The 24,165-nt window shown below is 65.1% G+C and carries 20 protein-coding genes; 10 read left to right on the forward strand and 10 right to left on the reverse strand.

Annotation, left to right across the window (positions count from 1 at the left end):
- The first annotated feature begins 89 nt into the window (after window positions 1–89).
- A complete protein-coding gene (locus tag ACI2KK_RS26075) occupies window positions 90–998 on the forward strand; it encodes a LysR family transcriptional regulator (RefSeq protein WP_404671227.1) in 909 nt (302 codons plus the stop codon).
- Window positions 999–1,100: 102 nt separating this feature from the next.
- Window positions 1,101–1,700 carry a hypothetical protein gene (locus ACI2KK_RS26080; RefSeq protein WP_404671228.1) on the forward strand — a complete coding sequence of 200 codons (600 nt, stop codon included), beginning with the start codon at window positions 1,101–1,103 and terminating at the stop codon, window positions 1,698–1,700.
- A 162-nt stretch (window positions 1,701–1,862) separates the two neighbouring features.
- Here ACI2KK_RS26080 and ACI2KK_RS26085 read toward each other — a convergent pair whose 3' ends face one another.
- The 5 genes from ACI2KK_RS26085 to ACI2KK_RS26105 form a co-directional block, all read right to left on the reverse strand.
- Window positions 1,863–3,272, reverse strand: a complete 1,410-nt coding sequence (locus ACI2KK_RS26085; RefSeq protein WP_404671229.1) for a DOPA decarboxylase — start codon at window positions 3,270–3,272, stop codon at window positions 1,863–1,865.
- A gap of 182 nt (window positions 3,273–3,454) precedes the next feature.
- The gene (locus ACI2KK_RS26090) at window positions 3,455–4,399 is read right to left on the reverse strand and encodes a LysR family transcriptional regulator (RefSeq protein WP_404671230.1); all 945 of its coding nucleotides are present in this window, start codon (window positions 4,397–4,399) and stop codon (window positions 3,455–3,457) included.
- A 184-nt stretch (window positions 4,400–4,583) separates the two neighbouring features.
- Entirely contained in the window at window positions 4,584–5,294 is a 711-nt protein-coding gene (locus tag ACI2KK_RS26095; protein WP_011533576.1) for a YebC/PmpR family DNA-binding transcriptional regulator, read from the reverse strand.
- A 183-nt stretch (window positions 5,295–5,477) separates the two neighbouring features.
- Entirely contained in the window at window positions 5,478–6,869 is a 1,392-nt protein-coding gene (locus ACI2KK_RS26100; protein ID WP_404671231.1) for an FAD-dependent oxidoreductase, read from the reverse strand.
- 13 nt (window positions 6,870–6,882) lie between these two features.
- Window positions 6,883–8,199, reverse strand: coding sequence for an MFS transporter (locus tag ACI2KK_RS26105; RefSeq protein WP_404671232.1), 1,317 nt, complete (start codon window positions 8,197–8,199; stop codon window positions 6,883–6,885).
- A 263-nt stretch (window positions 8,200–8,462) separates the two neighbouring features.
- Between ACI2KK_RS26105 and ACI2KK_RS26110 the strand changes: the two genes are divergently transcribed.
- Complete coding sequence (locus tag ACI2KK_RS26110) at window positions 8,463–9,332, forward strand: LysR substrate-binding domain-containing protein (RefSeq protein ID WP_404671233.1); 870 nt, start codon at window positions 8,463–8,465, stop codon at window positions 9,330–9,332.
- A 203-nt stretch (window positions 9,333–9,535) separates the two neighbouring features.
- On the forward strand, window positions 9,536–9,910 hold the full coding sequence (locus ACI2KK_RS26115) for a DUF2784 domain-containing protein (protein WP_404671234.1): 375 nt from the start codon (window positions 9,536–9,538) through the stop codon (window positions 9,908–9,910).
- Here ACI2KK_RS26115 and tam read toward each other — a convergent pair.
- The gene (tam, locus tag ACI2KK_RS26120; protein ID WP_404671235.1) at window positions 9,887–10,663 is read right to left on the reverse strand and encodes a trans-aconitate 2-methyltransferase; all 777 of its coding nucleotides are present in this window, start codon (window positions 10,661–10,663) and stop codon (window positions 9,887–9,889) included. The two genes, ACI2KK_RS26115 and tam, sit on opposite strands and share 24 nt — an antisense overlap.
- Before the next feature lie 234 nt (window positions 10,664–10,897).
- Here tam and ACI2KK_RS26125 point away from each other — a divergent pair, with 234 nt between their 5' ends.
- Complete coding sequence (locus ACI2KK_RS26125) at window positions 10,898–11,356, forward strand: FecR family protein (RefSeq protein WP_404671236.1); 459 nt, start codon at window positions 10,898–10,900, stop codon at window positions 11,354–11,356.
- A 58-nt stretch (window positions 11,357–11,414) separates the two neighbouring features.
- Here ACI2KK_RS26125 and ACI2KK_RS26130 read toward each other — a convergent pair whose 3' ends face one another.
- A complete protein-coding gene (locus ACI2KK_RS26130; RefSeq protein WP_404671237.1) occupies window positions 11,415–12,824 on the reverse strand; it encodes an amino acid permease in 1,410 nt (469 codons plus the stop codon).
- A gap of 429 nt (window positions 12,825–13,253) precedes the next feature.
- Between ACI2KK_RS26130 and ACI2KK_RS26135 the strand changes: the two genes are divergently transcribed.
- The 4 genes from ACI2KK_RS26135 to ACI2KK_RS26150 all read left to right on the forward strand — a co-directional run bounded on the left by ACI2KK_RS26135 (window position 13,254) and on the right by ACI2KK_RS26150 (window position 19,002).
- Window positions 13,254–14,678 carry a PLP-dependent aminotransferase family protein gene (locus ACI2KK_RS26135; RefSeq protein ID WP_404671238.1) on the forward strand — a complete coding sequence of 475 codons (1,425 nt, stop codon included), beginning with the start codon at window positions 13,254–13,256 and terminating at the stop codon, window positions 14,676–14,678.
- A gap of 889 nt (window positions 14,679–15,567) precedes the next feature.
- The gene (locus tag ACI2KK_RS26140) at window positions 15,568–16,260 is read left to right on the forward strand and encodes a methyl-accepting chemotaxis protein (protein ID WP_404671245.1); all 693 of its coding nucleotides are present in this window, start codon (window positions 15,568–15,570) and stop codon (window positions 16,258–16,260) included.
- A gap of 634 nt (window positions 16,261–16,894) precedes the next feature.
- Window positions 16,895–18,727, forward strand: coding sequence for an S-type pyocin domain-containing protein (locus ACI2KK_RS26145; RefSeq protein WP_404671239.1), 1,833 nt, complete (start codon window positions 16,895–16,897; stop codon window positions 18,725–18,727).
- A complete protein-coding gene (locus ACI2KK_RS26150) occupies window positions 18,724–19,002 on the forward strand; it encodes a hypothetical protein (protein ID WP_404671240.1) in 279 nt (92 codons plus the stop codon). The genes ACI2KK_RS26145 and ACI2KK_RS26150 overlap by 4 nt, the downstream gene beginning before the upstream one ends.
- Before the next feature lie 72 nt (window positions 19,003–19,074).
- Here ACI2KK_RS26150 and ACI2KK_RS26155 read toward each other — a convergent pair whose 3' ends face one another.
- Genes ACI2KK_RS26155 through ACI2KK_RS26165 form a run of 3 tightly spaced genes read right to left on the reverse strand, consistent with a single transcriptional unit; the run spans window position 19,075 to window position 22,670 of the window.
- Window positions 19,075–20,097 (reverse strand): histone deacetylase family protein, encoded by a 1,023-nt coding sequence (locus ACI2KK_RS26155; protein WP_404671241.1) that lies wholly within the window; start codon window positions 20,095–20,097, stop codon window positions 19,075–19,077.
- Window positions 20,097–21,338 carry a Zn-dependent hydrolase gene (locus ACI2KK_RS26160; RefSeq protein WP_404671242.1) on the reverse strand — a complete coding sequence of 414 codons (1,242 nt, stop codon included), beginning with the start codon at window positions 21,336–21,338 and terminating at the stop codon, window positions 20,097–20,099. The genes ACI2KK_RS26155 and ACI2KK_RS26160 overlap by 1 nt, the downstream gene beginning before the upstream one ends.
- A gap of 27 nt (window positions 21,339–21,365) precedes the next feature.
- On the reverse strand, window positions 21,366–22,670 hold the full coding sequence (locus tag ACI2KK_RS26165; protein WP_404671243.1) for an MFS transporter: 1,305 nt from the start codon (window positions 22,668–22,670) through the stop codon (window positions 21,366–21,368).
- Between the two features lie 285 nt (window positions 22,671–22,955).
- Here ACI2KK_RS26165 and ACI2KK_RS26170 point away from each other — a divergent pair, with 285 nt between their 5' ends.
- Window positions 22,956–23,915 (forward strand): LysR family transcriptional regulator, encoded by a 960-nt coding sequence (locus ACI2KK_RS26170; RefSeq protein WP_404671244.1) that lies wholly within the window; start codon window positions 22,956–22,958, stop codon window positions 23,913–23,915.
- Window positions 23,916–24,165 lie beyond the last annotated feature (250 nt).

Raw genomic sequence — 24,165 nt, forward strand, 5'->3', positions numbered from 1 at the left:
GGGGCAATAGCCTGCGCACATCGGTACAAGCCAAACCGCACCGATCCGTGCTTCAATCTGCGGTCCCCTTCCGCCCAAGGCCCCTGTGCATGAACCGCAATGACCTGCGCCGCGTCGACATGAACCTGCTGGTGGTGTTCGAATCGCTGATGATCGAACGCAACCTGACCCGCGTGGGCGAAAAGCTGTTCATCACCCAGCCCACCGTGAGCGCCGCCCTGGCGCGCCTGCGCGACTTGTTCGACGACCCGCTGCTGATTCGCAACGGCCGGGCCATGGAGCCAACACCTCGGGCCATGCAGATCTTCCACGAGCTGGGCCCGGCCATGGATGTGATTTCGGCGGCCATCAGCCGGGCCAAGACCTTCGAGCCGGCCAGCAGCTGCAACGTGTTCCGCCTGGGGCTGTCGGACGACGCCGAGTTCGGCCTGTTCCCGCCGTTGCTGGAAGCCTTGCGCGAAGAAGCACCGCAGATCAGCGTGGTGGTGCGCCGGGCCAACTTCCTGCTGATGCCGGCGCTGCTGGCCTCGGGCGAGATCTCGGTGGGGGTCAGCTACACCACCGAACTGCCGGCCAACGCCAAACGCCGCAAGCTACGCGACATCGGCGTGCGGGTGCTGCGCGCCGACGACCGCCCGGGGCCGCTGACCCTGGACGAATACTGCAGCCGCCCCCATGTGATGGTGTCGTTCTCTGGCGACATGAGCGGCAATATCGACCTGGACCTGGCGCGCATCGGCCGCTGCCGCAAGGTGGTGCTGGCGGTGCCGCAGTTCGGCAGCCTGCGCGCGCTGCTGCGCAACACCGAGATGATCGCCACGGTGCCCGACTACGCCGCCTGCGCCCTGGCCGACGACGGCAGCCTGCGCGCCGACCCGGCGCCGTTCGAAATCGCCGAGGCCGAGCTGTCGATGGCCTGGAGCAGCGCCCACGACAACGACCCGGCCGAGCGCTGGCTGCGCGATCGTATATTGCAGTTCATGAGCAAGGCCGGCTGAACCATCAACCCCGTCGATAGCCACCATGCTTGCCATCGAGTTCCGTCGATGGCAGCGGGCGGCGAAAATGGCCGCCATTGCACATTCGACGAGGCACTCCCCATGAAAACCGGCATGATCGCCGCCCTGCTGGCCCTGCTCGCCGCCCTCACCGGCTGCGCCAGCCCGCAGGCCAACCAGCCTGGCAGCCACTTGTACTCGGCCACCGAGCTTTCCAGCGTCAGCCTGAGCCATGGCCAGCATGTGGCGGTGCTGCTGGGGCGCAATGCCGCTGCCACCCTGGATTACCTGCAACGCCACCGCGACCAGGCCGCCCCGGCCAACGGCCAGGCAACAAAGGTGGCGACCCTGGGTGGCGACCAGGCCTATGCCTGGCTGGCCAGCTCGCTGGCCCAGCAGTTCGCCGAGGTGACCTTCTACGAAGACCTCGACACCCTGCTGGCCGACCGCCCCGACGTGATCGTGCTGCTGGATGCCCAAAGCAAGCTGGCCAGCAGCGGCAGCGAAGACATCCAGGCCCGCGTGGTGGCGCGGTTTTTCGATGAGCAACTGACCTATATCGGCCGTGCCGAAGGACTTTCGCGCAAGGGCGTCGAGGGCGCCGACCTGGGGCGCCAGCTGCAGGATGAACAAAGCGTGCAGGCCGATGCGCTGCGCCAGTTCGATGCGTCTTTGAAGGTGTTGCTGCAAGGGGCGGTGTGAAGCATCGCCGAGCGAACCGCCAGCACGGCCCCTGTAGGAGCGGCCTTGTGTCGCGAAAGGGCTGCGCAGCAGCCCCGGCGATGTTGCATGTGATCGAGATCCTGGGGCTGCTGCGCAGCCCTTTCGCGACACAAGGCCGCTCCTACAGGGACCGCGTCAGCTTCAGGCCACCACAGCCTGCAGCTTCTGCCACAACCGCTGCACATGCTCACGCTCGGTCGGCAATGCCCCCACCGATACCCGCACCATCCAGCGGCCCTCGAGGGTAGCCGGGGTCACGTAAGCATCCCCCGAAGCATTCAAACGTTCGGCCCAGCCACGGGTATGGGCATCCAGCGCCTCGCCGTCCAGCCCCGCCGGGCGATGGCGAATGCACAGGGTCTGCAGTTGCACCGGCGCCAACAGCTCCCATTCAGCCGAAGCCTCAACCTGCTCCGCCAGCCAGCGGGCATTGTCCAAATCACGGCGCAGGCGCTGTTGCAGGGCCTCCACCCCTTCGCTGCGCAGCATGAACCACAGCTTCAAGGCACGGAACCGGCGCCCCAGCGGGATGCCCCAGTCGCGCAGGTTCTTCACCTCGCCATCCACCGCCGATTGCAGGTAGCTGGGGTTGGTGCTCATGACCCGGATCAGGTGCTGCGGGTCCCGCACGTAGTAGATCGAGCAGTCGAACGCCACCCCCAGCCATTTGTGCGCGTTGACCACCACCGAATCGGCCAGCTCTATGCCATCCCACATCCAGCGGCATTCGGGCAGGATCATCGCCGAACCAGCCATGGCCGAGTCCACGTGCAGCCACAGCGTGTGGGCCTGGGCAATCTCGCCGACCGGGCGCAGCGGGTCCAGCGCGGTGGTGGCGGTGGTGCCGGTGGTGGCGACCACGGCGCAGGGCTGGTTGCCGGCGGCCAGGTCCTGCTCGATGGCTTCGCGCAGCGCTTCAGGGCGCATGGCGTAGTGCTGGTCGGTGGCGATCAGGCGGATGTTGTCACGGCCAAAACCTGCCAGCAGCGCAGCCTTGTCCACCGAGCTGTGGGCATGGGCACTGACGTAGACGATCAGCGGCTTGCCCTGGGCCTGCAGGCCGCCACGCACCTGGGCGTGCCCGCTGGCGCGCTCACGGGCGCAGATCAACGCCACCAGGGTGCTGGTGGACGCGGTGTCCTGAATCACCCCGCTCCACTGGCTGGACAACCCCAGCAGTTGGCGCAGCCAGTCGAGGGTGGTTTCTTCCAGCTCGCTCAAGGCCGGGCTGGACTGCCACGACAGGCCCAGCACACCCAGGCCGGTGCTGAGGAAATCGCCCAGTACCGACGACAACGTGCCGTTGGAGGGGAAGTAACCGTAGAAGTCCGGGTGCTGCCAGTGGGACAGGCCCGGCATCACCAGCTTGTCGACGTCATCGAGGATGGCCTGGAACGGCTCGCCTTGCTGGGGGGCGGCTTGCGGCAGGGCCGACTTCAGGTAGCCGGGCTCGACCTGGGCCATGACCGGGCGTTCGCCGACGCTCTGGCGGTAGTCGGCGATCAGGTCGATCAGTTGGTGGCCGTACTGGCGGAATTGTTCGGGGGTCACGGGGGATCTCCTGGGGGATGTTCGTTGGCAGGCCCGGCCCTATCGCCGGCAAGCCGGCTCCTACAGGTTTTGCACAATCCCTGTAGGAGCCGGCTTGCCGGCGATAGGGCCGGACCAGGCAACCCAAAACCCCAGTCTAGGCACTCCCGCACATGCAAATAACCCCGCTTCGCGCATAGCTGCTATGGCAAAGGCGCATGCCCGCCCTGCACGCCGAACTGCGACTGGCGCCACAGCTCGTACACCCGGTTGCGCAGCCAGCGGTGCTCGGCCGAAGCCTGCAAGCGCTGGTGCCATACCACCCAGTAGCGCTGGGTGTGCTCGACAAAGCCCAGCGGCCGCCAGGCCAACCCGTGCAGGCGCGCCAGCTGGCGGGCGATATGCTCGGGCACCGTGGCCAGCGCCTGGCCATTGCCCAGCACCTGCACCATGGCGCTGAAGAACGGCACCTCCAGGCTGACCCGGCGTTGCAGGCCCTGGGCGCGCAGGTGGCGGTCGATGAAGCTGTCCTTGTCGCCGCCGCCGGACACCCGCACATGCTTGAACGCCAGGTAGTCGTCCTGGCTCAGGGTGGCCGTTGCTGCCAGCGGGTGGTCATGGCGCATCAGCGCCACCGCGCGGTCCTCGCCCAGCAGGCGACCGTGCAGGTTGGGCGGCGACTCGTCGAACAGCGTGGTGGCCAGGTCGATCTCGCCACTGGCCAGCAAGGCATACTGCCCGGCCTGCCAGGTGCGGTATTCCAGCGACACCCCCGGCGCCTCACGCTCCAGTGCCGCCACCAGCAGCGGCAGCATGTGCTCGGCCACGTAGTCCGATGCGGCCAGGCAAAAGCGCCGCTCGCAGCGGGCCGGGTCGAAGGCCGCCGGCTGGCGCAGGGCGGCCAACTCGTCGAGCACCTGGCGCAGCGGCTCCACCAGGGTTTCGGCGTGTTCGCTGAGCACGTAGCCACGGCCCTGGCGTACCAGCAGCGGGTCGTTAAAGGCCTCGCGCAGGCTGGCCAGCTGGCGGCTCAGGGCGCTCTGGCTGAAGCCCAGGCGTTCGGCGGCGTGGCTGAGGTTCTTCAGTTGCAGCAGGCAGTCGAGGGTGCGCAGGTGGGCAAGGCTGAGGGAGGCGAAGGTGGGGGTCATGGGTTCGGCTCCGGGGTGCTGGCGAGGGCGTTGCCCTCGTATCGCGACACAAGGCCGCTCCTACAGGGACCGCATCGCCGATAGCATTCGCGCCTACAGGTAAGGCGCGGGCTGCAGGAGATGGGATTGCTGTAGGAGCGGCCTTGTGTCGCGAAAGGGCCGCAAAGCGGCCCCAAGGGGCAGATCAGTCGGTCAGGCCGACATAGACGTTCTGCACGTCTTCGTTTTCGTCGATGGCTTCGAGGAAGGCCTCGACTTCGGCCAGGGCTTCGGCGCTCAGGCTGGCGGCGCTGACCGGGTTTTTCGGGGTGTAGCCGATTTTTGCCGAGGTGACGGTGAAGCCTTGCTCTGGCAGGGCTTTTTGCACTGCGTCCAGGTCGGTGGTGTCGGTGATGAACAGGGTCGAGCCCTCTTCCTCACCCTCTTCGAAGTCCTGGGCGCCGGCTTCGATGGCGGCCATTTCCGGGTCGGCGTCACCTTCCGGGGTGGCCTCGATCAGGCCGACATGGTTGAAGTCCCAGGCCACCGAGCCGCTGGCACCCAGCTGGCCCTTACGGAACAGCACGCGGATTTGCGCAACGGTGCGGTTGATATTGTCGGTCAGGCACTCGACGATCAGCGGCACCTGGTGCGGGGCGAAGCCTTCGTAGCTGACCGCGTGGTACTGCACGGCTTCGCCGTCAAGGCCGGCGCCTTTCTTGATGGCGCGTTCCAGGGTTTCACGCGTCATCGAGGCTTTTTTGGCCTGGACGATGGCCAGGCGCAGGCGCGGGTTCATGTCCGGGTCGGCGCCGGATTTGGCGGCGATCTGGATCTCCTTGGCCAGCTTGCCCATGATCTTGCCCTTGGCGTTGGCCGCGGTCTCTCTATGCTTGGCTTTCCACTGTGCGCCCATTTCAACTCTCTTGTTTCAAGGGCCGGTTCAGGAAGCGACCGGCCAAAAGTGGGGAGAGTTTATACGCCCTCGGGCCTGTGATCGACAAGAAATCGCATTGGCGGCTTCGCGGGTAAACCCGCTCCCACAGGTTATGCATGGCCCTGTGGGAGCGGGTTTACCCGCGAACAAGCCAACCTGGGGTCAGCCCTTGTCCGCCTTCCCCGCCGCCGCCGCGAACCTGGCCAGCCGCACATCCAGCCGGCGCGGCCGCAGGCCACGGTCCTCTGCCCGCTCCTTGCGGCGAATGGCGTTGCGCACCATCAGCGACCCCAGGTAGCGGATCGGCTCCGGCGGGAACTGCCCCAGCGGCCCCTTGACCAGTGGCGAGCGGGTCCAGGGGTTGTCCAGCCCCAGGGCCAGCGACGAGAGAATCTGCCCGCCCATATGGCACGGCCCTACCCCGCTGCCCGAGTAGCCAAAGCCATAGAACACGTTGCCCTGCCCGTCGAGCCGGCCGAAGAACGGCAGGCCGGTCACCGAACGGTCCGACGGCCCGTTCCAACTGGCCGCCAGCGCCACCTCGGCCAGTGCCGGGAAAAACCCGGCCAGGCTTTCGCGCAGCAGCGGCTGGTACGGCGAAGGCTGGTCGAACACCGGCAGCATGCGCCCGCCATAGGCGAAGGTATTGCCGCCCTTGCCCAGCATCAGCCGGCCGTCGGAGGTGTTGTGGTAGTAGTGCACGAAAATCCGCGAGTCGAGCACGCTGACGCCGCTGTCCAGGCCGACCTGGCGCAGCAGTTCGGGGCACGGCTCGGTGATGACCATGTCGCTGGAAACAATCGCCACGCTGCGTTCGAACTGCGGGAAGGCCCGCGCCATCCAGGCATTCAGGCCCAGCACCACGCGGTCGGCGCGGATGGTCCCCCGGGCCGTGCGCACCTGGGCCGGCGCGCCATGCTCAAGGCCGGTCATGGCGGTGCCCTCGTGAATGCGCACCCCGCGCTGCAAGGCCACCCGGCGCAGCCCGCGCACCAGGCGCCCGGGCTGCACGGTGGCGGCGGCAGGCGAGAACCAACCCTCCAGGTGGCGCTCGGAGCCGGCCAGGCGCTGCAACTGCTGCAGTGGCAAACGCTGGAACGAGTTGATGCCCTGGCGCTGCAGCGCGGCAATCACCGCGTCGGTACCGCCCAGTTGGGCCTTGTTGGTTGCCGTGTACAGGGTGCCGTCCATGCGGTAGTCGCAATCGATGCCGTTGGCCGCGCAGAACGCGCCGATTTCGGCGATGCTGCGCTCCGACTCGCTGACCAGGCGCACCGCCTCGGCCACCCCGAACAGGCGCTCGAGGGTGAAGTACTTGGCCGACCACGACAGCGCACACCCGCCGTTGCGCCCGCTGGCACCGGCGCCGCAGATATCGGCCTCGATCAGCAGCACGTCCAACTGCGGCGCCTGCTCCTTGAGCATCAACGCGGTCCACAGCCCGGTGTAGCCACCGCCGACGATGCACACATCGCAGCGGGCATCGCCTTGCAGCGGCGGGCACAGGGCCTCGTCTTGCTGGTCCAGGGCCTGTTGCAGCCAGAACGGTCTCATTACGGGTCTTCCTTCAAGTACGCACGGGCTTGATGGCCATGCTGGTATTGGGGGCCACGTCATTGGCCTGGGGGGCACTGGCCGGGCGGCTGTTCCAGTGCGGCAGCAGCACCAGGGCCGAGAACAGTGCGGTGCCGGCAAAGATGATGAACACCGTGACGCTGTCGAAGTACCCCGGCAGCAGCCCGCCCAGCACCGCGCCTACCGAGCCGCAGCCGTTGACGAAACCGGCGGCCGTGGCGCCGGCCTTGGCGGTGCCGAAATCGATCGCCGCCGCGCCGCTGATCATCGAGTCGGGGCCGTACAGGGTCAGGCCCATGACGAACAGCAACGCCACCACCAGCAGCACGCTGCCGCTGTGCATGGCCGCCATGAACAGCGCCAGGGTGACGGTGAGCAGCAGCAGGCTGATCACGCAGGCCGGCATGCGCCGGGCGCCGAACAGTTTGTCCGAGGCCAGGCCAATGATGATCGGCCCCAGCAACCCGGCAAGCTCAAAAGCCGTGGGAATGATTGCCGCGCCCACCTTGCCCACCGAGGGCATCTGCTCGAAGACGATCACCGGCCCCCACAGCAAGATGGCGTAGCGCGCCGGCTTGAGCATGAAGTAGGCCAGGCCCAGGGTCAGCACCGTGCGGTTGCGCAGGATGTCGCGCAAGGGCGCCCACACGCTGCACAGGTTGCCGCCGGGGGCCATGCTCTGCGGCTCGGGCTCCACCGCCGGCAGGCCGACATCCTCGGGCTTGTTGCGCTGGAACACGAAGAACAGCACCGCCACCACCGCCACCACGGCGGCGCTGGAGAAGAACGCCGCGTGCCAGCTACCCACCAGGGTATAGGCCCACCAGCCGGCGAACGGTGAAGCCACCAACCCGCCGAAGGCGTAGCACGAGCTCCACAGCCCCAGCACCCGCCCGCGCTGCGCAGCCGGGAAGAAGCTGCCGATGTTCTTGCACAGCCCGGCCCAGCCGGTGGACTGCGCCAGGCCCTGCACCAGCATGCAGGTGGCGAAGATCGGGAAGGTGGCGTAGCTGCCCATCACCACCGCTGCCGCCGCTGAAATGAGCAGCCCGCCGAACACCACCACCCGCGGGCCGAAGCGGTCGGCGAGCATGCCCCAGGTGAACTGGCCCACCGCGTAAGCGGCCAGGTAAATGGCATCGAGGTTGGCCATGGCGGCCTTGTCGAGCATGAACGAAGGGTCCTCGCCGATGCCGAGCTTGGCCACCGAGAACGCCTTGCGGGTGAAGTAGAAGGCGGCGTAAGCCAGCCAGGTGATGGCGAAAATCTGCACGCGCCACCGCTTGATGGCGCCCAGGGATGCATTCATGTGGTTCTGACCTCTTGCGTGAGTGTGCCGGCAGAATGTGAAGAAACGCCTGTCTTGTTGTTGTGTTGCGCACTGCATGACGGAGGGACGTCGATTGGTCAGATGGCGCGGCCGGCCTGGCGTGGCCGGGGCGAACCATGGCCCCGGGCCAGCGCTGGTGGCGGCGCCCCTGGGTTGAAACACATGGAAACAGGTGCTGACTGATAAATAAAATCGACTTATCGTATTTCACTCATAAGCCCAGCTTTTAAGTGGAGTGCTCGATGCCGGTTTCCCACGCTCAACTCAAGGCCTTCCATGCGGTTGCCGAACAAGGCAGCTTCACCCGTGCGGCGCAAAAACTGTTTCTGACCCAGCCGGCGGTGTCCGACCAGGTGCGCAAGCTGGAGGAGCGTTATGGCGTGTTGCTGTTCCAGCGCAACAAGCGCTCGGTGCGCCTGACCGACCTGGGCGAGCGCCTGCTGGGCATCACCCAGCGCCTGTTCGCCTGCGAGGCTGAAGCCGAAGAGCTGCTGCAGGATTCGCGTGCCCTGCACACCGGCAGCCTGGTGCTGGCGGTGGACGCACCGGTGCATGTGCTGCCGCAGGTGGCGCGGTTTTGCCAGCGCTTTCCGGGCATTCAGGTGAAGATCGAGACCGGCAACACCGATGAATCCCTGGCCCGGCTGTTCAGTTACCAGGCAGACCTTGCGCTGCTGGGGCGTGATGTGGACGACGAACGCCTGCACTGCGTGCCGCTGCGCCGCGACCCGATGGTGGCGTTCGTCTCGCGCAACCACCCCTGGGCCAGCCGCGGGCAGATCAGCCTGGCCGACCTGGACGACACCCCGCTGGTGCTGCGCGAACCCGGCTCGGTAACGCGCCAGACCCTGGAAGAAGAAATGCAGCGTGCTGGCCTGCGCATTCGCCCGGCGATTCAGGTGGAAGGCCGCGAAGCCGCGCGCGAGGCGGTGGTGGTGGGGATTGGCGTGGGGGTGGTATCGGCGGCCGAGTTCGGCGCCGATGCGCGGGTGTGCGCGCTGCCCATCGTCGATTGCCAGCGGCACTTGACCGAGACGCTGGTGTGTTTGAGCGAGCAGCGCATGCGCCGGGTGGTGGCGATGTTTCTGGAGGTGGTGCGCGAAGCCAGCTGACGCGCCGCGCGCTTGTGTAGGAGCGGCCTCGCCGGGGCGCCGGACCGGTCGGAAAGGGCTGCGAAGCAGCCCCGGCAATCTTGAGGTGTGGCACAAATCTGGGGGCTGCTGCGCAGCCCTTTCGCGACACAAGGCCGCTCCTACAGGGGATCGGGTAAATCTGCTCTAATACGCGCCTCTCAAGCCATCGAAGCTATCAACCCATGTTCTACCGCCTCGCCGCCGACGCCCTGGTGCTGTTCCATTTGAGCTTCATCCTCCTGGTACTGTTCGGCGGCCTGCTGGTGCTGTGGCGCCGGCGCGCGGTGATCGTCCACCTGCCGGCCCTGGCCTGGGGCCTGGCGGTCGAAGGCCTGCACCTGGAATGCCCGCTCACCCAGTGGGAAAACCGCCTGCGCTTTGCCGCAGGTGACCACGGTTACCACGGCGGCTTCGTCGAACACTACATCTGGCCGCTGATCTACCCCGCCGGGCTTACCCCGCAAATCCAGCTGTGGCTGGGCAGCTTCGTCGCCCTGCTCAACCTTGGCATCTATGGCTACGTGCTGTGGCGCCTAGCGCGTCGCCACCACGAATAGCCGCGGGAACGGCAACAGCACCTTGCCGTCGGTGGCCGGCGGGTAATCGTGTTGCATGGCCTGCAGGTACAGCTGCAAAAAGTCCTGCTGCTCCTGCTCGTCCAGCCGTGCCAGGTAAGGGCGCAGCGCCGAACCCTTGAACCACTCCACCACCGCCTCGGCACCGCCGGCCAACGGGTGATGGTAGGTGGTGCGCCATACATCCACCCGGGCGCACAGCGGGCTGAGCAGGTCGTAGTAGAACCCCGCAGTGTGCCGCGGCGGCAGGCTGAAATCGGCGAACTTGCCAGCCCATGGCCCACGGGCGGCGATCTCGCGCAGTTGCCGGTGCGCCGGTTCATCGAGGTTGTCCGGGGTCTGCACCGCAAGGCTCGCCCCTTCGCTGAGCTGGCGTATCAGGTGCGGGTACAGGGAAGCGTGGTCGGGCACCCACTGCAGCGAGGCATTGGCCAGGATCAGGTCCTGGGGTTCGCTGGCCGACCAGGCTGAAATATCGGCAATCTCGCAACGCACCCGTGGAATGCTCAGGCGCGGCCGCTGGCGGGCCTTGTCGATCATGTCCGGGTCGCTGTCCAGCGCGTTTACCTGGGCGTCGGGGCAGCGCTGCAACAGCACCTCGGTGGAGTTGCCCGGGCCGCAGCCCAGGTCGGTGGCATGGCGCACCGGGCGCGCGGGCACGGCGGCCAGCAGGTCGCGCACGGCGCGGGTGCGTTCGTCTTCGAACAACGAGTACTGGGTGGCGGACCAGGCCATGGCTGGGGCTCCTTGCTTGAGGTGCGCTTAGCATAAGCCAGAAACGCCTCTATCGCGGCGCCCAGGCCGGCGCGCCCCCTGTAGGAGCCGGCTTGCCGGCGATCACCGGCTCGGCCGGTGCCATCCTGCGCGGCCTTGTGCCGGGTTTACTGGCGCTATCGCCGGCAAGCCGGCTCCTACAGGGGGAACCTGCCGGCTATGCTTGGGGTCAGTCCCTGCATGCCATCGCCCTCGATGAAAACCACCCTCGCCCTCATCCTCCTCGCCCTGGTCGGCGCCTCTGCGCTGCTCGGCTCGCCGTGGATGCGCCAGCGCTTCGAACTGGCCGACCTGAGCACCGACAGCCAGCAGCAGATCAGCCGCCACCTGGAAGACGGCAGCCTGCTGGTGCTGCGCCCCGACACGGCGGTGGATATCGAGTACAGCCCGCAGCAACGACGCCTGACCGTGCTCACCGGCGGCATCTACCTGGAGGTAGCCGCCAGCGACCCACGCCCGCTGCTGCTGGTCACCGACCACGGCACCCTGGCCATCCACGCCGCACAGCTGACCCTGGACCGCCTGCCCGAACAGACCCAGGTCAGCGTGCAGGCCGGCAGCGCGGTGCTGCAAAGCGGCGACCGGCAGATTCACCTGGGCGCGGCCGACGCCCTGAGTTTCGATGCCTCAGGCCCGGTACGCCCCAGCCCGTGAAACGCAAAACGGCCGGGCCCCGCGAAGGGCCCGGCCGTTTCAGGCAATGCAATAGCGCTTAGTGCGGTTGCTTGGCGCTACGGATCTGATGCACCACACCCATGGCCACCACGACCGCCGCGGCAATGCCGGTGGAGATCACCAGGATCTGGTAGTCAGGCATGAACGCCATGGTCACCAGGGCCGCCACGATGAAGGCGATCACCAGGTAGGTCAGCCATGGGAACAGCCACATCTTCAGGCGCACTTCCTTACCTTCGGCGATCAGCTTGCGGCGCATGCGCAGCTGCGAGAAGGCGATCACCAGGTACACCAGCAGGGCAATCATGCCGGTGGTGTTCATCAGGGTGTCCAGCACGTCTTTCGGGCGCAGGGTCTCGCTGAAGTTGATCAGCGCGCACACCACCGCCACGGCGCAGGAGCCGATGATCGCGTACACCGGTACGCCGGTGCCGGCGCGGGTGATCTTGAAGAACGACGGCGCATCGCCACGCTGGGCCAGGGAGAACAGCATGCGCGAAGCGGTGTAGTGGCCGGAGATCAGGCAGCTGCTCACCGAGGTCAGCACCACGAAGTTCATCAGCAGCTCGGCGTGGGGCACGCCCAGCAGTTCCAGGGTGCGGCGGTAGGCGCCATAACCGGAGACGCCCAGTTGCGGGTCGTTCCACGGCACCAGGCAGACGATCAGGAAGATCGAACCGACATAGAACAGGCACACACGCCATACCACCGAGTTGGTGGCCTTGACGATCTGGGTGGCCGGGTCCTTGGCTTCGGAGGCCGCGATGGTGACGATTTCGGCGCCCAGGAAGGCGAACATCACACCCAGCAAGGCACCGATCACCGTGGTGATGCCGTTGGGCATGAAGCCTTCGGCGGTCAGGTGGGTGATGCCACGCACTTCACCGAACTGCCAGATGTTCATCACCGCCGCAGTACAGACGATCAGGAAGCAGACGATCGCCACCACCTTGATCAGCGCGAACCAGAACTCGAACTCGCCGTAGTGCTTGACGTTGAAGAAGTTGACGGTGATCAGCACCATGGTGGTGGCCAGCACGAACACGTTGACGCTGACGTCGGGGAAGAAGCCGTGCAGGATCTTGCCGGCAACATAGGCTTCCCAGGCCATCAGAATCACCCAGTACCACCAGTACAGCCAGCCGATGGTGAAGCCTGCCCAGCGGCCGATGGCGCGGTCGGCGTAGGTGGAGAACGAGCCGGTGTCTGGCGAGGAAGTCGCCATTTCGCCGAGCATGCGCATGATCAGCACCACCAGGATGCCGCCGGCCAGGTAGGCCAGCACCGCGGCAGGGCCGGCGCTGTGGATGACGCTGCCGGACCCGACGAACAGTGCGCCGCCGATTACCCCGGCGATCGACATCATGGTCAGGTGACGCGATTTCAGCGAGGCACTGAGCTTGCTCTCGTGCTCGCCTTTCGCGGTGGATGTAGATGTTGCGTCCATCAGTTGTGTACCCCGTGCTTCTTTTTATCCAAGGAAAACTGTGAAACCCCGATGGTTATCGGTCTCACCTGTACATCAGTGCTGGTGCGGGCAGGGAGGTGTGCAAAGACACACGCAGGCCATCCGTGGCGGCCTGCTTACGCCGTCAGAGGTTGCCCCCTGAACGAACTGAACCATGCTGGGGCCGGGCCGTAGGCGGCCGACCGGGCAGAAAGAAGGTGCGAGGCATGCCTCGACGGTAATGCAGCGATGTTGTGATTGTTCATGACGCTGGTACGCGCTGTGTTGGATATATCTGACACGTAATGTAAAAATGTCTGACACAGAGAGCCATGCACAGTGGCATGAAATCCGCACTGCACTGTACAGGCCGCCAATGCAATACACCCTGCAGGCGCTTGGCGATACGCACCCCTGAAGGCACCCTGAATGCTCCAGCTACACCCGGATTCCCCTACCCCGTTGGTCAACCAGATCATCGACGGGTTGCGTGAACTGATCGACAACCAGACCCTCAAGCCCGGCGCGAAGGTGCCGTCGATCCGTGCCTTCGCGTCCACTTACTCGGTGAGCACCTTCACCGTGGTAGAGGCCTACGACCGGCTGGTAGCCCAGGGCCTGCTGGTGAGCAAGGGCAATGCGGGGTTCTTCGTCAATCGTGCGGCGAACGAGCTGCTGGACAGCCAGAACGTCGAGGCCGACACCTCGCGCCCGATGTTCAACTCCGAGTGGTACCTGCAGCAGATCTTCGAGACCCGCCAGCTCCCCTTCAAACCCGGCTGCGGCTGGCTGCCCAATGACTGGATGTACGAAGAAGGCCTGCGCCGCGGCATGCGCCAGGTGGCCGGCAGCCCGCTGGAGTTGTCGGGCTACGGCGACCCCATGGGCCTGCCCGAGCTGCGCGCGCTGACCGCGCAAAACCTCACTCAAGAGCTGTCGATCGTCGCCAACCCGGCGCAACTGATGCTGACCCACGGCGCCAGCCAGGCCCTGGACCTGGCGGTACGCACCCTGGTGCGCCCGGGCGACGTGGTGCTGGTGGACGACCCTGGCTACCCCAACCTGATGAGCATCCTGCGCACCCAGGGCGCCACCCTGGTGGGTGTGCCGCGCACCCCGGCCGGCTACGACCTCGACCAGCTCGAGCGCCTGCTGGCCCACCACCGCCCCACGGCGTTCTTCACCCAGCCGCACCTGCACAGCCCGACCTGCTCGCGCACCCCGCTGGCGCAGTTGCACCGCCTGCTGCAGCTGGCCAGCCAGCATGGCTTCCGGCTGGTGGAGAACAACCTGTACGCCGACATGATCGCCGACCCGCTGCCGTGCCTGGCCAGCCTCGACCACCTGCAGCAGGTGGTGTACGTCGGCAGCTACTCGAAAAGCATCTCGCCCAACGTGCGGGTGGGTTACCTGCTGGCCAACCCCGAGCTCACCCAGAAGTTGCTGCACCTGAAGATGCGCTCGGGCCTGACCACCTCGCAGGTGATGGAGCGGGTGGTGTACGCCGCGATCATCGACGGGCGCTGGCGCAAGCACCTCAAGCGCCTGCGCCAGCGCCTGGCCGACGCCCACCAGGAAGTCGGCCGGCACCTGCACCGGCTGGGCTTCGAGCTGTTCATCGAGTCCGACGAAGGCATGTACATCTGGACCCGCCATCCGGCCATCCCCGACAGCACCGCGCTGCTGGATGACGCGCTGGAGAAAGGCATCATGCTCGGGCCCGGGCAGCTGTTCATGGTCGATGCCAAGGCGACCGGGTGGATGCGCTTCAACGTGGCGTTCAGTACCGACCCTGCGATGTGGGAGTTGCTGGAGAAGGTGATGGTCAAGCATGTGCGCCGAGGTGGGTTGTAGCGACTGCTGCGGCACACACCCATTCGCATTCCCCGCCTGGAACAATAATGGCAAACGGCTACGCTCTGCTTGACCCCACGGAGCCCCGCCCATGCCCCACGCCGCCCGCTTTTATCCGCACTACCGCAAGGCCGACCGGATCATGCTCGGCCTGACCTGGCTGATGCTGGTGTTTTCCCTGGCGTTGGCGTTCTGGCACGACACCCTGATTCAATCCCTCGTGGTCGGCGGCGGCACCTGCCTTGCACTGACCGGGCTGTACCGCGCCATCGGCGGCACGCGCCCGATGCGTTGCTGCCTGGCGGTCGGGCTGATGCTCATGGCGGCGCTGCACATCAACCAGGCCGAAGGCATGATCGAATCGCACTTCGGCATCTTCGCCCTGCTGGCGGTGCTGACCTTCTACCGTGACTGGCTGCCGATCCTGGTGGCGGCGCTGACCATCGCCCTGCACCACGTGATCTTCCATGTGCTGCAGCACCAGGGTTACCCGGTGTTCGTCATGGCTCACCATGGCGGCTGGGGGATGGTGATGGTGCATGCGTTCTACGTGGTGATGGAGACCATCGCCCTGCTGTACCTGGCCGTGCACGCCCGCCGGGACGCCGAAGAGAGCCAGGACTTGCTCGACAAGATGCTGCTGACCACCTCGCAACTCACCCGCGAAACCGCCAACGAAGGCGCGGCGCACGTTTCGCTGGCCCAGCGCTTCGAGCGCTTTCTCGGCCAGATTACCGACCTGGTGGATGGCGTGGTGCGCGACTCGCAAGGTTTGGGCGAGCTGGGCCAGGAACTGGCCAAGACCAGCAGCACCCTGGAAAAAGGCGCCCGCCACCAGCTGAACGAAATTGCCCAGGTAACCGGCTGCATGCAGCAGATGGGCGACGCCATGGGCCACATTGCCGAGCACGTCGAGCACGCCGCCGAACATGCAGGCCAGGCCAGCGCCCAGGTAAGCCGCGGCCAGGACAGCGTCAACCGCGCCCAGCAGGAGATCACCCAGCTGGCCTCGCACCTGCAAGGCACCAACGACACCGTCGAGGCCCTGGCCGGGCAGGCGCAGCAGATCGGTACCGTGCTGGAGGTGATCAGCAGCATTGCCGAGCAGACCAACCTGCTGGCACTGAACGCCGCCATCGAGGCCGCCCGTGCCGGCGACCAGGGCCGCGGCTTTGCGGTGGTGGCCGACGAGGTGCGCAACCTGGCCAAGCGTACTGCGGTGTCTACCCAGGAAATCAGGGCGATCATCCAGGCCCTGCAGCAAGGCAGCCGGCAGGCGGTCGAGGCCATGCACGACAGCCGCCAAGGGGTCGAGCGCTGCGTCGAGGACAGCCAGCTGGCGGCGGCGATGCTGCTGGCGGTGAGCCGCGACATTGCGCAGATCGACACGCTGAACGGGCAGATCGTCACCACCACCCGCGAACAGTCGGCGGTCAGCCAGGAGATCGTCGAGCGCTTGCAGTCGGTGCAGGGGATTGCCAGCGGCACAGCCCAGGACATGGAAACCCTGGCGTCCAGCAGCCGAAGGCTGCCGCCGATCGCCAGCCGGCTGGATGCGCTGGGGAAGACCTTTCACCCGTAAGGTCGGGGCGGGTTTTCACGGCAAAGCCACGCGATCTCTGTAGGAGCAGGCTTGCCTGCGATGGGGCCCGTCAGCCTTGCACTGCCGGTGCCGGCCTCATCGCCGGCAAGCCGGCTCCTACAGGTTCAGTGCAAACCTGAAGGTGATGCAGCCCCTGTGGGAGCAACTGTCTTGCTCAATCTCTAAAAGCTGGACGCCGCGTCGCCTGCTTCGCGGGTAAACCCGCTCCCACAGGACGAGACGCGAAACAGGCGCCGTACCTGTGGGAGCGGGTTTACCCGCGAACACCGGCAACGCCGGTGCCATCCATCGCTCCGCCAGCTATTACCTTGCTGCCTGTTCACGAGCGGCCGTGAATAAGCACATCGCCCGGTAAACCCGACCAGAGCGCCTACGAGGGAGATGTTACTCGCCCGGACGTCTCGCTCGTTCAACCGACTGCGCCTGATGCAACGCCAAATCATACACGCACGCCAGAACAGTCCTACAGCCAAGATCAATAGGCGCTGACTGTTAACGCTCGGATCGAATCCTCAGAATCAAACCCACCAGAAGTTCGCAGAAGGCTTTCTATCTGGATACCGAAGCAGTCGATAAACCCTACATCCGACGATAACTATTCGATGGAGCTGATATGCAAGGACCGGTCACTCTCCCTCCTCTGCTGATAACCCCCGATCACCCCAGCTACAAAAACAACTATGTAACATGGCCTAATTTTTCATTTGGCTCAGGCTCCCTTCTCAGCACGTCACAAGACATAAGCAAAATGAGTCCTGGCGGCCCCCTCAACTTCTTGCCGCTCAAGCTTCTGGCGCTCACTACCCATATCGTCGCCTCAGCATCACTCAGCGACCAAAAAACAGCGAATCAAAAAAAGGTAAACCACGCCCTTTCAACACCCGCATCAATTGAAACTCACCCCCTGAGCAATCTGATAGCCCAAAGAAGCACCGTACTGAACCTGATACAAAGCGCACAGCTTGAACTTCCAAACCTGGAAATGGACGCCAAGGCGTTCTACGGCGAGAACCCATTCCAAACCGACATCACCAAAGCCTCCGACTCCTTCCAGGCTCGCGCGGTAAAAATCGACAAGGGCTCGACCGGCCCGGCGCATGAGCTACTGCTCAAAAGCTATAACGCTGCAATCAACCTCGCGCTCGCCGAACAAACCATTGCCCTCTCTCAACAAGCTCTGGCCGATCTGAATAGCAAAATTGAAGCACTTGAAGCCGCAGCGCAGGTTGAAGCGGAAATTGACCGTATTACTGCTGAAGCCGCCGCGCAAGCTGAAGCCGCACGCATCGCTGCTCACCATGAACTCATGCGCCAGGCGAACACGTTTTCCGCAGCCGGAACAGCTGCTATCGCAGGCCCACTGCTCGTTACTCCTGCCGGCGCGGTGCTGTCGACGCTCTCCCTACTGGGCGAGATCAAAGCGTCCATCACCGCCTTGAAAGGCCTTGGTTCGGGCGTTCTGGCAGGGTTCGCGGTAGGCACATTCGCCATGCTGTATCCATCACGCCTGGGTAACGGCGAACTCCCGGCACGCTATGTGTTACAGACCCCGCTCGCCGAGCTGGATCCTCATCTTGCCTCGACGCTGGCGAACGGCAGCGCGGCAACGCCCCTGGTCGACCTCCCCTACCGCTTCGGCTCGAAAGCAGGCGAGGCCGGCAGCTCGGAATTATTCGCGGCCACCAGCGACGGACAGTTCGTACCCCCGCAGGTACGCGTGATAGCAGCCACCTATGACACTCAACGCAACCTCTACAGCGCCACCACCGCCGATGTTCCGCCACGCACGCTGACATGGACGCCGGTGGTTACACCGGGCGACGCTTCGACCGCTACGCCAATCGAGCACGTAGAGCCACCGGTGTATGAAGGCGCGACACTGACGCCGGTCGAGGCGAGAGTCGACAGCTATCCTGGCCTTGGCGATGCGAGCTGGGATGACTACGTCATCGTGTTTCCGGCAGACTCAGGGTTGCCGCCGTTGTATGTCGTATTCAACTCTCCGTATCCAGGGGCGACAACAAAGGGGGTTTTCAGCGGACGAATGTACAATCCCGATAAAGCCGGAGGTCCGATTCAGCATCTCGACTGGCGAACCGCCACAATTACACGAACCGGGATAGATTTGGTCAGACTGCATACGGGCCGATTTATAAAATCTGATGCAAACGACATCATGATTGAACGACTTGAAAAAGTACTAATCGGCGAAATAGGTGCTTCAGATACTGACCTTCGCTTCTATACACATGAAGTCAGGGAGCTTGAACGGTTCCGTGAGCTTGGGATCAAGGACGGCGCCGAGCCCGATGACGGGGGTGAAACCTGGAACAACACACATGCTGCGGCCCTAGAGGACTACCGTCTCAGCTCGGACCCAGGCTTGCTCTACACACCCGAAGCCACCGAAGCCTACAACCGGCAAATTGCGCGAGAATACAAATGACCTCCATCAACGACATTATCCAGAATGAGACACCCACCGACGTTATTCTGGCGCTTGTCAGGGGGAACGGCATCTCTCACCCTTGGCTAGATAATCTCTACAACCTCAATGACTGGGTTTTCATCGGAGATAACCTCCAGCTCATCGCCCTCATCAGAAAGATGAAGAATGAAGGTTTGATCCAACACAACGGCAACGGCTACATCAAAGGCCCAAACTGGCGAGAACCTGAATTTGTTACCCTCAAGAAATACAACTTGAGCTCTAGCAGTTAAGCGCTTTTAAAGCTTGAGCCAGAGCCCACCTACAACACCGCCGGCAGCACCGCACGCTGCCGGCTCAGAGCCTTACCGCCAATCCCCCTTATCCGCAAAAAACACCCGCGCATTGGCCTCCAAACTCTCCAGGTGATACCCCCCCTCCTGCACAATCAAACACGGCAACCGCAACCCGCGAATCTGCTCACCCAAGCGGGCAAACCCTGCGGTGGTAACCGCCACCTTGCTCTGCGGGTCCAGCTCGTAGATATCAAAGCCCAACGACAGCACCAGCACCTCGGCGCCGAAGTCCTTAACTGCGGCCAGCGCCACTTCCAGCTGGGCCATGAAATCCGCCTCGCTGGCGCCATGGGCCATCGGCAGGTTGAGGTTGTAGCCCTGCCCCGCGCCGCTGCCGCGCTCGTCTTCGAAGCCGGCTACGCCCGGGTAGAAGTTGGTCGGGTCACCATGCACCGAGACATACAGCACATCATCGCGGTCGTAGAAAATCTCCTGGATGCCCTGGCCGTGGTGCATGTCGGTGTCGAGGATCGCCACCCGGCGATAACGGCTGCGCAAGGCCTGGGCGGCCACGGCGGCGTTGTTGATGTAGCAGAAGCCGCCGGCGGCATCGAAGCGCGCGTGGTGGCCTGGCGGGCGGCACAGGGCGTAGGCGGCAGGCTCGCCGTCGAGAATCGCCTGGGCGCCGGCCACGGCACTTTGCGCCGACCAGTAGGCGGCGTGCCAGGTGTGCTCACCTATCGGGCAACTGCCATCGGCCAGGTAACGCCCGGCCTGGGCGAGGATGCCGCGCAGGGCGTTGGGCTCGCGCACGAAGATGTTGGACATGACCTCGTCGCCCCAGTCCTCGGGCACTTCCTTCCAGCGTGCGTGGGCCTCTTCGAGGAACGCCAGGTAGGCCTTGCCGTGCACGGCTTCGAGCGGCGCCAGGCCGGCATCGGCTGGCTGGCGGATGTCAAAACCAAGACTTTTGGCGGCCTGCAGCAGGCGCTGGGCGCGCTCGGGCACTTCCTGCGGGGTGCGCATGGCGCCGCGGGAATAGTAGCTGCGCGGGTGGTGCAGCAGCTGTTCGGGGTGGAAGTAGCAACGCATCAGGCTTCTCCTTGTACAACCTGGCCGCCGCGGGCCAGCACGGCATTGAGCAATACATCGACACCCTGGCGGGCATCTTCGGGCAGCACGTCTTCGGCCTCGTTATGGCTCAGGCCACCGACGCACGGGATGAACACCATGGCCGTCGGGCAGTAACGGGCAAGCAGAATGGCGTCGTGGCCGGCGCCGCTGACGATCGGCTGCTGGGCGTAGCCCAGACCGTCCACCGCCTGCTGTACCGCCGCCACGCATTCGGCATCGAACGGCGTGGCCGGGCTGACCCAGTGGCGCTCGATGCGCACCTGCAAACCACGCTGGTTGGCGATGGCCTGCAGCTTGAGGGCCAGGTCCTGCTCCATGGCCTCGATGGCCGCGTCACGGTGGTGGCGCAGGTCGACAGTAAAATGCAGCACGCCGGGGATGGTATTGCGCGACGACTTGGCGATGGCCAGTTCACCGACGGTGGTCAGGCCCTCGGGGGCAAAATCGGCAGCCAGTTGCTCGACCGCCTGGATCATCCGCGCGGCGCCGTACAGGGCATCCTTGCGCAGCGCCATCGGCGTGGTGCCGGCGTGGGCAGCCATGCCTTCGACCGTGACGTCCAGCCAGCGAATGGCCTGGCCGCCGCTGACCACACCGATGGCCTTGGCGTTGTCTTCAAGGATCGGGCCCTGCTCGATGTGCGCCTCGAAGTAAGCATCCACCTCGCCCCCCAGAGGGCGCTGGCCGGCGTAGCCGGTGCGGCGCAACTCATCGGCCACGCTGATGCCGTCGGCGTCGCGGATGGCCAGGGCCTGCTCCAGGGCCAGGCTGCCGGTGAACACCGCCGAGCCGAACATGGCCGGGGTGAAGCGCGCGCCCTCCTCGTTGGTCCATACCGCGACTTCCAGTGGTTTGCGGGTTTGGATGCCGAGGTCGTCGAGGCGGCGAAGCACCTCAAGACCGGCCAGCACCCCATAAACACCATCGAAGCGGCCGCCCTCAGGCTGGGTGTCGAGGTGGCTGCCCATCATCACTGGCGCGGCCTGCGGGTCTGTGCCTGCGCGGCGGGCGAACAGGTTGCCGATGGCATCCACGCTCAGGGTCAGGCCGGCTTCGCGGCACCAGTGGCTGAACAGTTCGCGGCCGGCCTTGTCCTCGTCGCTCAGGGCCAGGCGGCAGCTGCCGCCACGGGCGGTGGCGCCGACTTCGGCCATGGCCATCAGGCTCGCCCACAGGCGTTCGCCGTTGCATTTCAACATTGCAGGTACTCCAGGCAAATCAGGGGTTCAGGCCAGTTCGAGCTGGCGGCTACGGGCGTACTGGCGCGCCAGGGCCAGCACGCAGAGCAGCGAAATGGTGGCGATCAGGGTGTAGAACAGCGCCATTGGCCACCACTGGCCGGTAAAGCGATGGGCCAGCCAGGTGCCGATCAACGGCGTCAGGCCGCCGGCAATGGCGCCGCAGATCTGGTAGGCCAGGGAAATGGCGGTGTAGCGCACGCGGGTGTCGAACATGCCGCTGACGTAGCCGGCAATCACGGCGTAGAACGAGGCCATGCAGGCCGCCGCCAAGGCGATACCCAGCACGATCAGCGGGCCCTCACCGCTGCTGACCAGTACGAACATCGGGTATGGCGAAGCCATCGCCAGCAACGCAACCAAAGCCAGAAAGCGCGTGGCGCCGAGTTTTTCCGACAGCCACGCCGCCAGCGGCTGCACGCAGAACTGGATGCACGCCACGAAGAACAGGCACTCGAGAATCAGCGAGCGCTCCAGGTGCAACTGCTGGGTGGTGTAGCTGATCATGAAGGTATTGGTGAAGTAGACCCCGGCAATGCCCAGGGTGTTGGCCCCGATGCACAGCAGCAGCGGCCGCCAGGCGGTGCGCAGCACCTCGAACACCGGCGCCTGCTCTTTGCGCCGGGCCTTTTCGGCGTGCTCGCGGCTGGCGAGGAACTCCGGCGACTCATTGACCCCCAGGCGAATCGCCAGGCCCACCAGCAGCAACAGCGCGCTGGCCAAAAACGGCACGCGCCAGCCCCAGCTCATCAGCTCTTCTTCCGGCAGGCGGGTGACCGCGCTGAAGGCCAGCAGCGACAAGATCAACCCGGCCGGGCTGCCCAACTGGGCGAAGGATGCGAAGAAGTTGCGCCGGCCCTTGGGCGCATGCTCGCCGGCCATCAGCACGGCCCCGCCCCATTCGCCGCCCACGGCAATGCCTTGCACCACCCGCAGGATGATCAGCAGCACCGGCGCGGCGGCGCCGATCTGCGCATAAGTGGGCAACAGGCCGATGCATACGGTGACCACGCCCATCATCAGCAGGGTGATGATCAGCGACTTCTTGCGCCCGATGCGGTCGCCGATATGGCCGAACACGATGCCGCCCAGGGGCCTGGCGAAAAAGCCCACGGCAAAGGTGCCGAAGGCCGCCATGGTGCTGAACAGGCTGTTGTCGGAGGGGAAGAACAAGGCGCCGAACACCAGCGCGGCGGCGGTGGCGTAGATGTAGAAGTCGTACCACTCGATCATGGTGCCGATGAACGCGGCGGCAGCGGCGCGGCGTGGTTGGGGCGAAGCGACGGGCTTCATGGGGGTGGCTCCTTTGCTTGTTTTTTTGGCAGGAGTTGGGGCACGGTTTGCGCTCTGTTGGCGCTTGGTTGAGGCGGCCTGCTGCAACGTGTCGTCTGCTTCGCGGGTAAACCCGCTCCCACAGGGTGGACGCTTTGCCTGTGGGAGCGGGTTTACCCGCGAAGCAAGCAGCACCGACCTTGCGAGCAGGCACTTCAATGACTGCGATTTTTCGGCCCACCTCTATGATTAGTCAATTTTCTATTTATTATTCGAACTATTAACCCTGCTTATACCGAGCCCGCCATGCCCGACCGCCTGCTCAACGACCGCCTCGACTGGAACCTTCTGCGCACCTTTCGGGTGATCGGCCAGGAGTTGTCCATCAGCCGCGCCGCCGCGCGCCTGCACCTGACCCAGCCGGCGGTAAGCCAGGCGCTCAAGCGCCTGGAGGAGCAACTGGGCCGCCAGCTTATCGCCCGTCGCGGGCCGCGCTTCGTGTTGACCGAGGTGGGTGAACAGCTGTTTGCGTTGGCTGGCGAGGTGTACGGGCAGATGTCGCAGATCGGCGGCCTGCTGGAGCAACCGGCAGACGAGTTGGTGGGCAAAGTGCGGCTATTGATGATCAGCCGTATCGTCAGTGAACGCTTCGACAACTTCCTTGCCGAGTTTCACCGCCAGCACCCGCGGGTGGAGCTTGAGATCGATGTGATGCGCAGTTCGGACATTGTTGCCGCGCTGCAGGAGAAGACCGCCACTGCTGGCCTGAGCCTGAACCGCCGACCGCAGCCGCGCCTTGAGCAGCGGTTGTTCCTGCGCCAGCGCTACGCGTTTTTCTGTGGCCGGCACCATGCCCTGTTCGGCCAGCAGGAGGGCGACCTGTTGCGGGAGAACTTCGTCAGTTTTACCAGTGACCAGATTGGCGGGATGCTCTCGCCGCTGACCATTTTCCGTGACCAGCAGGGGTTTGCCGGGCGGATTGTCGCCTCGTCGCCGAGCCTTGAAGAGGTGCGCAGGCTGGTGATTGCCGGGTTTGGCATCGGTTGCCTGCCGGAGCATGTGGTTGCGCCGGATGTGGCGGCGGGGCTTTTGTGGAAGCTGCCGCCGCTTGAGGGGATTGCCGATGTGGATATTCACCTGCTGTGGAACCGCGAGCAGCGGTTGAGTCGGGCGGAGGGGGTGTTTATCGAGGCGTTGCAGAATGGGGGGCTTGAGGGTTCGGGTTCGGGTTCGGGTTCGGGTTCGGGTTCGGGTTCGGGTTCGTAGTACAGGGTGATTGCCTTCGGAGATGTATGCGCATTCATTGACGATGGCGGCTTTTCGTCACCTTTCCGCCCTTACGGCGGCCTACTTTTGACTTGGCAAAAGTAGGCAAAACCGCCTGCTCCTATCATCCGGCCCCCTACGCTGCGCTCCGGGGGTTCCCTCGCTCCGGGCTTGCTACGGAGGTACGCGCCGACGGGCCGTCCCTGGCCCGATCGGCGCTCGACCGGCATCCATGCCGGGCGCCCTCCTA

The sequence above is a fragment of the Pseudomonas sp. NPDC089406 genome (assembly GCF_044900265.1).
Lineage (GTDB): Bacteria > Pseudomonadota > Gammaproteobacteria > Pseudomonadales > Pseudomonadaceae > Aquipseudomonas > Aquipseudomonas fakonensis.